General features: G+C 60.9%; 2 protein-coding genes and 5 pseudogenes. 3 read left to right on the top strand and 4 right to left on the bottom strand.

Features of this window, described 5'->3' with window-relative positions:
- Positions 1-121: 121 nt before the first annotated feature.
- Positions 122-1,468, top strand: coding sequence for an IS5 family transposase (locus tag AC0L30_RS42170; RefSeq protein WP_473406724.1), 1,347 nt, complete (start codon positions 122-124; stop codon positions 1,466-1,468).
- Positions 1,469-1,471: 3 nt separating this feature from the next.
- Here AC0L30_RS42170 and AC0L30_RS42175 read toward each other — a convergent pair.
- A pseudogene (locus AC0L30_RS42175) lies at positions 1,472-2,007 on the bottom strand (transposase); the annotation flags it as partial.
- 90 nt (positions 2,008-2,097) lie between these two features.
- Here AC0L30_RS42175 and AC0L30_RS42180 point away from each other — a divergent pair.
- Together AC0L30_RS42180 and AC0L30_RS42185 are read left to right on the top strand one after the other, a co-directional pair.
- Positions 2,098-2,274, top strand: a pseudogene (locus AC0L30_RS42180) (IS5/IS1182 family transposase); the annotation flags it as partial.
- Positions 2,275-2,480: 206 nt separating this feature from the next.
- Positions 2,481-2,708: pseudogene (locus AC0L30_RS42185) on the top strand (IS256 family transposase); the annotation flags it as partial.
- Positions 2,709-3,194: 486 nt separating this feature from the next.
- On the opposite strand, the gene AC0L30_RS42190 reads toward AC0L30_RS42185, so the two are convergent.
- The 3 genes and pseudogenes from AC0L30_RS42190 to AC0L30_RS42200 all read right to left on the bottom strand — a co-directional run.
- Positions 3,195-4,160 carry a MurR/RpiR family transcriptional regulator gene (locus AC0L30_RS42190; RefSeq protein ID WP_473309386.1) on the bottom strand — a complete coding sequence of 322 codons (966 nt, stop codon included), beginning with the start codon at positions 4,158-4,160 and terminating at the stop codon, positions 3,195-3,197.
- A gap of 745 nt (positions 4,161-4,905) precedes the next feature.
- Positions 4,906-5,089 (bottom strand): annotated as a pseudogene (locus tag AC0L30_RS42195) (IS66 family transposase); the annotation flags it as partial.
- 176 nt (positions 5,090-5,265) lie between these two features.
- Positions 5,266-5,498, bottom strand: a pseudogene (locus AC0L30_RS42200) (hypothetical protein); the annotation flags it as partial.

A 5,498-nucleotide genomic window follows, 5' to 3' on the forward strand; every position in this document is an offset into this window, starting at 1 on the left:
CCGGCTTCAATGAGGTCGCGTCACAAGCGCCTGCCGCGCCCTCGCGTGAGCGCGACCTCACAGAACCCTCCAGATTCCCTTTCCCTGCGGCCCATGATTCTGTGGTGCATCGGAGGGAACGATGCGGCCGAAGAAGCACAAGACGACGGGATCGAACGATCTGTTCCGGGCGCGGCTGGACCAGATCATCAATCTGAACCACGAGTTGGTTCTGCTTGCCGGCAAGATCGATTGGGACTGGATCGACGGCGAGATCGCGCCGCTCTACAGCGAGAACGGCCGGCCGGGGATCGAGACCCGCTTCATGATCGGGCTGTTGTTGCTCAAGCATATCTACGGGCTGTCCGATGAGGGGGTGTGCGAGCGCTGGGTCCACGACCCTTATTTCCAGTTCTTCACCGGCGAAGAGTTTTTCCGGCACGCTTTCCCGCACGAACGCTCGGACCTGAGCCATTGGCGCAAGCGGCTCGGCGACAAGCTGGAGCTGCTGCTGGCCGAGAGCCTGCGGGTGGCGCACGAAGCCGGCGCCTTACGCAGCCAGGACCTCAAGCGCGTCACGGTCGACACCACGGTGCAGCCGAAGGCCATCACCTTCCCGACCGACGCCAAGCTGCTTCATGCGGCCATCCAGGGCCTCAACCGCCTGGCGAGAAGGCACAGCGTCAGGCTCCGGCAATCCTATTCTCGCGTGGCCAAGGCCGCTGCGATGATGGCGGGCCGCTACGCCCATGCCAAACAGTTCGGGCGGCATCAGCGGCAGTTGCGTATCCTGCGCAGCCGGCTGGGCCGGATCATCCGCGACATCCGTCGCAAGATCGAGGGCCAGCCAGCCCTCGAGGAGGCATTCGCCCTTCCGCTTGGCCGAGCCAGCCAGATCCGCTCCCAGCAGCAGCGCCAGCGCGGCTGGAAGCTCTATTCCTTTCATGCCCCGGAGGTGGAGTGCATCGGCAAAGGCAAGGCCTCAGCCCCTTACGAGTTCGGCGTGAAGGCCTCCATCGTCACCAACAATCGCCGAGCTCCCGGCGGCCTGTTCGTACTGCATGCCAGCTCGCTGCCCGAAAATCCCTACGACGGTCACACCTTGCGGAACGTCATCGACCGGACCGAGACGCTCACCGGATGTCCGACCGAGCGGGCCTATGTCGACAACGGATACCGCGGCCACGATGCTCAAAATCCACGTCGCGTCTTCATCTCCGGCCAAAAGCGCGGCGTCTTCGGCGTCATCAAGCGCGAGCTGCGCCGCCGCTCCGCCATCGAGCCCATCATCGGCCACATGAAGACCGAAGGTCACCTCGGTCGCTGCTACCTCAAAGGCCGTGCCGGAGACGCCGCCAACGTCATCCTCTCAGCCGTCGGCCACAACTTCCGCCGCATCCTAACCTGGCTCAGAGAACTCTTGTGCCTGTTCCTGGTCCGACTATGCCGCGTGCTGGCCGGTCCAGCCCCGCTCAATTCGCCTTCTTAACGGACGACTCATTAGCGTCGCGATGTGGCGGCGACCAGCGTATAGGCCCTCCCGCCGCAGCAACGATCGCAGCATACGCCCTCCCGCGAAGGGATCATCGAGATGCAGCTCATCGAGCCGACGCATCAAGGCAAGGTCCTCGGCCGAAACTGGCCGAGGTTCATAGTAGACCGTGCTGCGAGCCAGCTTCAGGACCTTCGCCTGGCGCACGATAGAAAGATCATGACCGCGGTCGATCATTGCTTTGCGCTCAGCAGGCCCGCCTTGGTGAGCGCGCCGGACAAAAAATCGTTTTCCAACGCCAGCTCGCCGATCTTGGCATGTAACGCCTTCAAATCGACCGGCGTCTCGGCCGATGCCTTGTCATGCCCAAACACGCCGGCGGCGCCTTCCAGGAGCTGGTTTTTCCAGATGATCTGGTTCGGATGAACATCAAACAGTTGCGCCAGCTCTGCCAGCGTCTTATCGCCTTTGATCGCAGCCAAAGCAACCTTCGCCTTGAATGCCGGAGAATGCGTCCGGCGGCTCTTCGTCGTCATCTTCGCTCCTGATTCGCGGCAAGAATCCTCGCCGCTGTCAGGCAGAAAATCCACTAAAGCTACTGTCCGAATTTGCCGGGCCAGCTTTGTCACCTTGGCCGCTGCTATCTCAAAGGCCGCGCCGGCGACGCCGCCAACGTCGTGCTCTCAGCAGTCGACCACAACTTCCGCCGTATCCTCGCCTGGCTCAGAGAACTCTTGTGCCTCTTCCTGATCCAGCTATCGCATACGTTTGCCTGTCCGCTCCCGCTCAATTCGGCTTCTTAACGGACGACCAACTACGGATCCGCGCTCACGGCGCAACCGGGCTAATCGTAGAGGCGGCCAGCTACTAACTCGAGCTCGCCCTCATCGTACGCATCGGCCTGCCCACACCTTCGTGCTCCCGGTGCCTCTGTCCCGGATGGTCGCACCCTACGCCACGATCTTGAAAACCGCAGCCGAACATCGGCACCGAGAATCTTATACCGGTTACCAACCCAATCGAAAGCGTGTTCGCGACCGTGCGGCACAGAGCCGTGCGGACGAAAGGACCGCTGTCGTCGACGACCGCCAGGCTGATGGTGTTCAAGCTGATTATCGCCGCATCAAAGACCTGGCGGCGGCTCAAAGGCACAAATCAGTTGCCGGAGGTGATTGCAGGTGTCAGATTCAACGACGGCATCGAGGTCATCCACATGACGGCAAACCACGCCGCCTGATCGCCTCGTCGCCCAAAATTCCGCATAGCTCCATCCCTGGCCACTCCCCACGAAGGCGGCGCTCCGCCTCCCATCATGGTCGCACGCCGACTCATTGTCATGCCTCATACCCGAATCGCCCCGCCAGTCGCTAGCAGGGCCCGTCCCGTTCGCCGGAGCCGAAGGGCCGCGGCGCACAAGATATTTGGCGCATTCAGACCGTTGTTGCGCAACTTGCAACATTCGCATCATTTCGTTCAGCGCGAGCGCATTTTGGCCACTGTATGCGAGGTCTTGGCCGCACCTGACCCCCGGCTCTCGCAGCTCCATGACCGGGCTGACGGGGCGGATTCGGAACCAACGCCTAATCAGGGACAAGGAGAGGCTCTGGGTGGCGAATACGAGCCTTGACGTCGGTGGCCAGCCACAGTCGACTCCATTTTAGCCACCTGGTTCAGGGATGGATTTCGTTCGCGCTAACCTGGCCGGTACAAGGGGAGTTTTTCTTCAAGGTTTGTGGGTCGCCATGTTGCTTCGGCGATGCCTCCCGCGAGAGGCGGCCGCGTGGCGCTCGCCCCGGCCGGGGCGCGGACCGTGCTTGCGCGGTATTTTCAGGACATAAGTATCGAATGCTGCGAGATGCGCTTCGTTCGCTGCCAACGCGTCAAGCGCGCGGCTGCCGCGCTTGGCCGCGATTAGCTCCAGGAGACACTCCACCGCCGCGATCGCTGGAGTCATTGTATGAAAGAACGATGGCGTTTCGGTCTTGATAGGAATCACAACTTCGGAAAGCTTAGTAATTGGAGACAGATCACTGTCGGTCACTGCGATGAGCTTCGCACCGCGGGCGACCGCAAACTCCGCAGCCTCAACTGTGTAGCGCGTGTAGGGGCTAACAGTAACCGCCAATAAAACGTCTTGTGGACCGACGGACCGCAGCACGTCATTGGCCGTTCCGCCTATTCCGTTGATCAGTACCGTGGGCGACCCGAGCAATGAGCCGACATAATGCATCAGATATGCTGCAGGAAAACTTGAGCGGAGACCGAGACAAAAAATGTGACGCGCCTCCACGATCAAATCGGCTGCAGCTGCAAATGCAGCAATCGCGGAGGGACGGAGGAGGTCCGTTAGATGGCTATGCAAGGCGTCGATCGTATCACCGATAAGGGGGGCATCGCCCTCGGCCTCTCGTCGTGCGAATAGCTCTTCTGCACGTCCCGCGAAGCCTTCGGGGCGCTCCCTAATGCTATCCGCGACTATCTCTTTCAAGCCGTCGAATCCCTCGAAGCCGAGACGCTGTGCAAGCCGCGTAAGCGTGGCCGGCGGTACTCGCGCCCGCCGCGCCTGCTCCCGCATCGACAGCAATGCGACCTCTGCTGGATGATCGAGCAACCAACGTGCGGCGACCTTCATTTGTCGCGGCATCCGCTCGTAGCTGTCCTTGATAACACCTGCGATGGGTAAATCCATTGCGAAACTTCCTGCGTTCGAGCCGATAGGCGCTGGAAAACAACAAAGCCGGCTGTTTTTCTCACGAGGCCAGACCGATTTTATTGTGGCCTTAATCGGCAATCTTGATCTTACGCCAGCTTCCGTGCAATCGGCCAGTGAGATTGCTTCCCAGGGTTCAATGAGGCATTGAAGGAAGGCATTGGCACCTCACGTTCGCGGCGTTAACGCAACGAGGCCGTCGCAGATGCTTGGACGATGGTCGTTTAGTCGTAGCCGGCCTCGGATGGCGGCCGGTGCTCAATGGCGTCAACCCGCGTCAGTTCGGAATGGCAGGCGGCGAGATGATGCGGCATTCGATGACGGCGAGTTCCTCATGAGGGCATCTCTGCTGCGCCAGCGGGCAGCGCGTCCGAGGGCGACAACCGGTGGGGCGTTAAGAGACGTCGATAGATCGTCGGTGATGATCACCTGATTCGTCTCGGCGCTCGGGACCAAACGCCGTACACCTCCGCGAGGACGTCGGAAAGTATAAGGATGCAGTGGATTTGCGTAAATTAGGTAACGACGTGAAGCAACATCTTGCCGTTATCGTACGTCTCATGGCGCCTCCGAACGCTGCGGATTCTTCCAGTTGACTCCCTGATGCAGGCGCGTCAGGTGCTCCGATCCCGGGTCAATCAATCGAGGATCGAATATTCTGCAGGGCCACGGACCGCGGGACAACTACTAGCAAAAGGCCAGCCGACCGGCATCGCATGCTGCATAGCCGCGCGGTACGCTCCGAGCGCGGACCATGGCGGTCGCGCTTAAGTTCTCGATTTGCAGCTTCAGATGGGCGATCAACGCCTGGTCGTCGGACTGCCGGGCACGGGCGGCCGCAGCCTCCCCAGCAATGCCGCTTGCAGGGTTTCGACGTCGTCTGGCAGCGATCCAAGGCCGTCACCCAAGGCCCCGATGGGAAAAGAGGTGATTTGAGGCGTCTTTTCTTCCGCACCTCAGAACGTTTTTGAGCCTATCCTGCGCTCTGTGGCCGCCGCGTGTGCTGCGGATTGCGCCAGTCGATTAACTGGAGATGTCCCGATCGCTGTTGAACTGCGTCGGGCCGACGTTGCCGGGATGAATGTTACGCGGCCCTCGTGACGTGGGCAACGGGCTTGATCGTCATGCGATCGTGGTGAGCCTGAAGGGCCGCACGCAGAAACGACAATTGCTTGTGCGCCTTCAACCGTCGGAAGCCCTTGTTGGCCTCGATCATGCCGGCCGCGACCCATATGTGGACGGCCCCCGTGGCACAAGAGCTTTGTGAGGTTTGATCGGATCGCTTGCATCCATATGTGCGGCCTGTTGGGTGCAGCT

It is taken from the genome of Bradyrhizobium sp. MI1.11 (assembly GCF_055811255.1).

Coding starts and splice junctions, on each gene's coding strand:
- AC0L30_RS42170 (WP_473406724.1), top strand. CDS start 122: ATGCGGCCGAAGAAGCACAAGACGACGGGATCGAACGATCTGTTCCGG.
- AC0L30_RS42190 (WP_473309386.1), bottom strand. CDS start 4,160: ATGGATTTACCCATCGCAGGTGTTATCAAGGACAGCTACGAGCGGATG.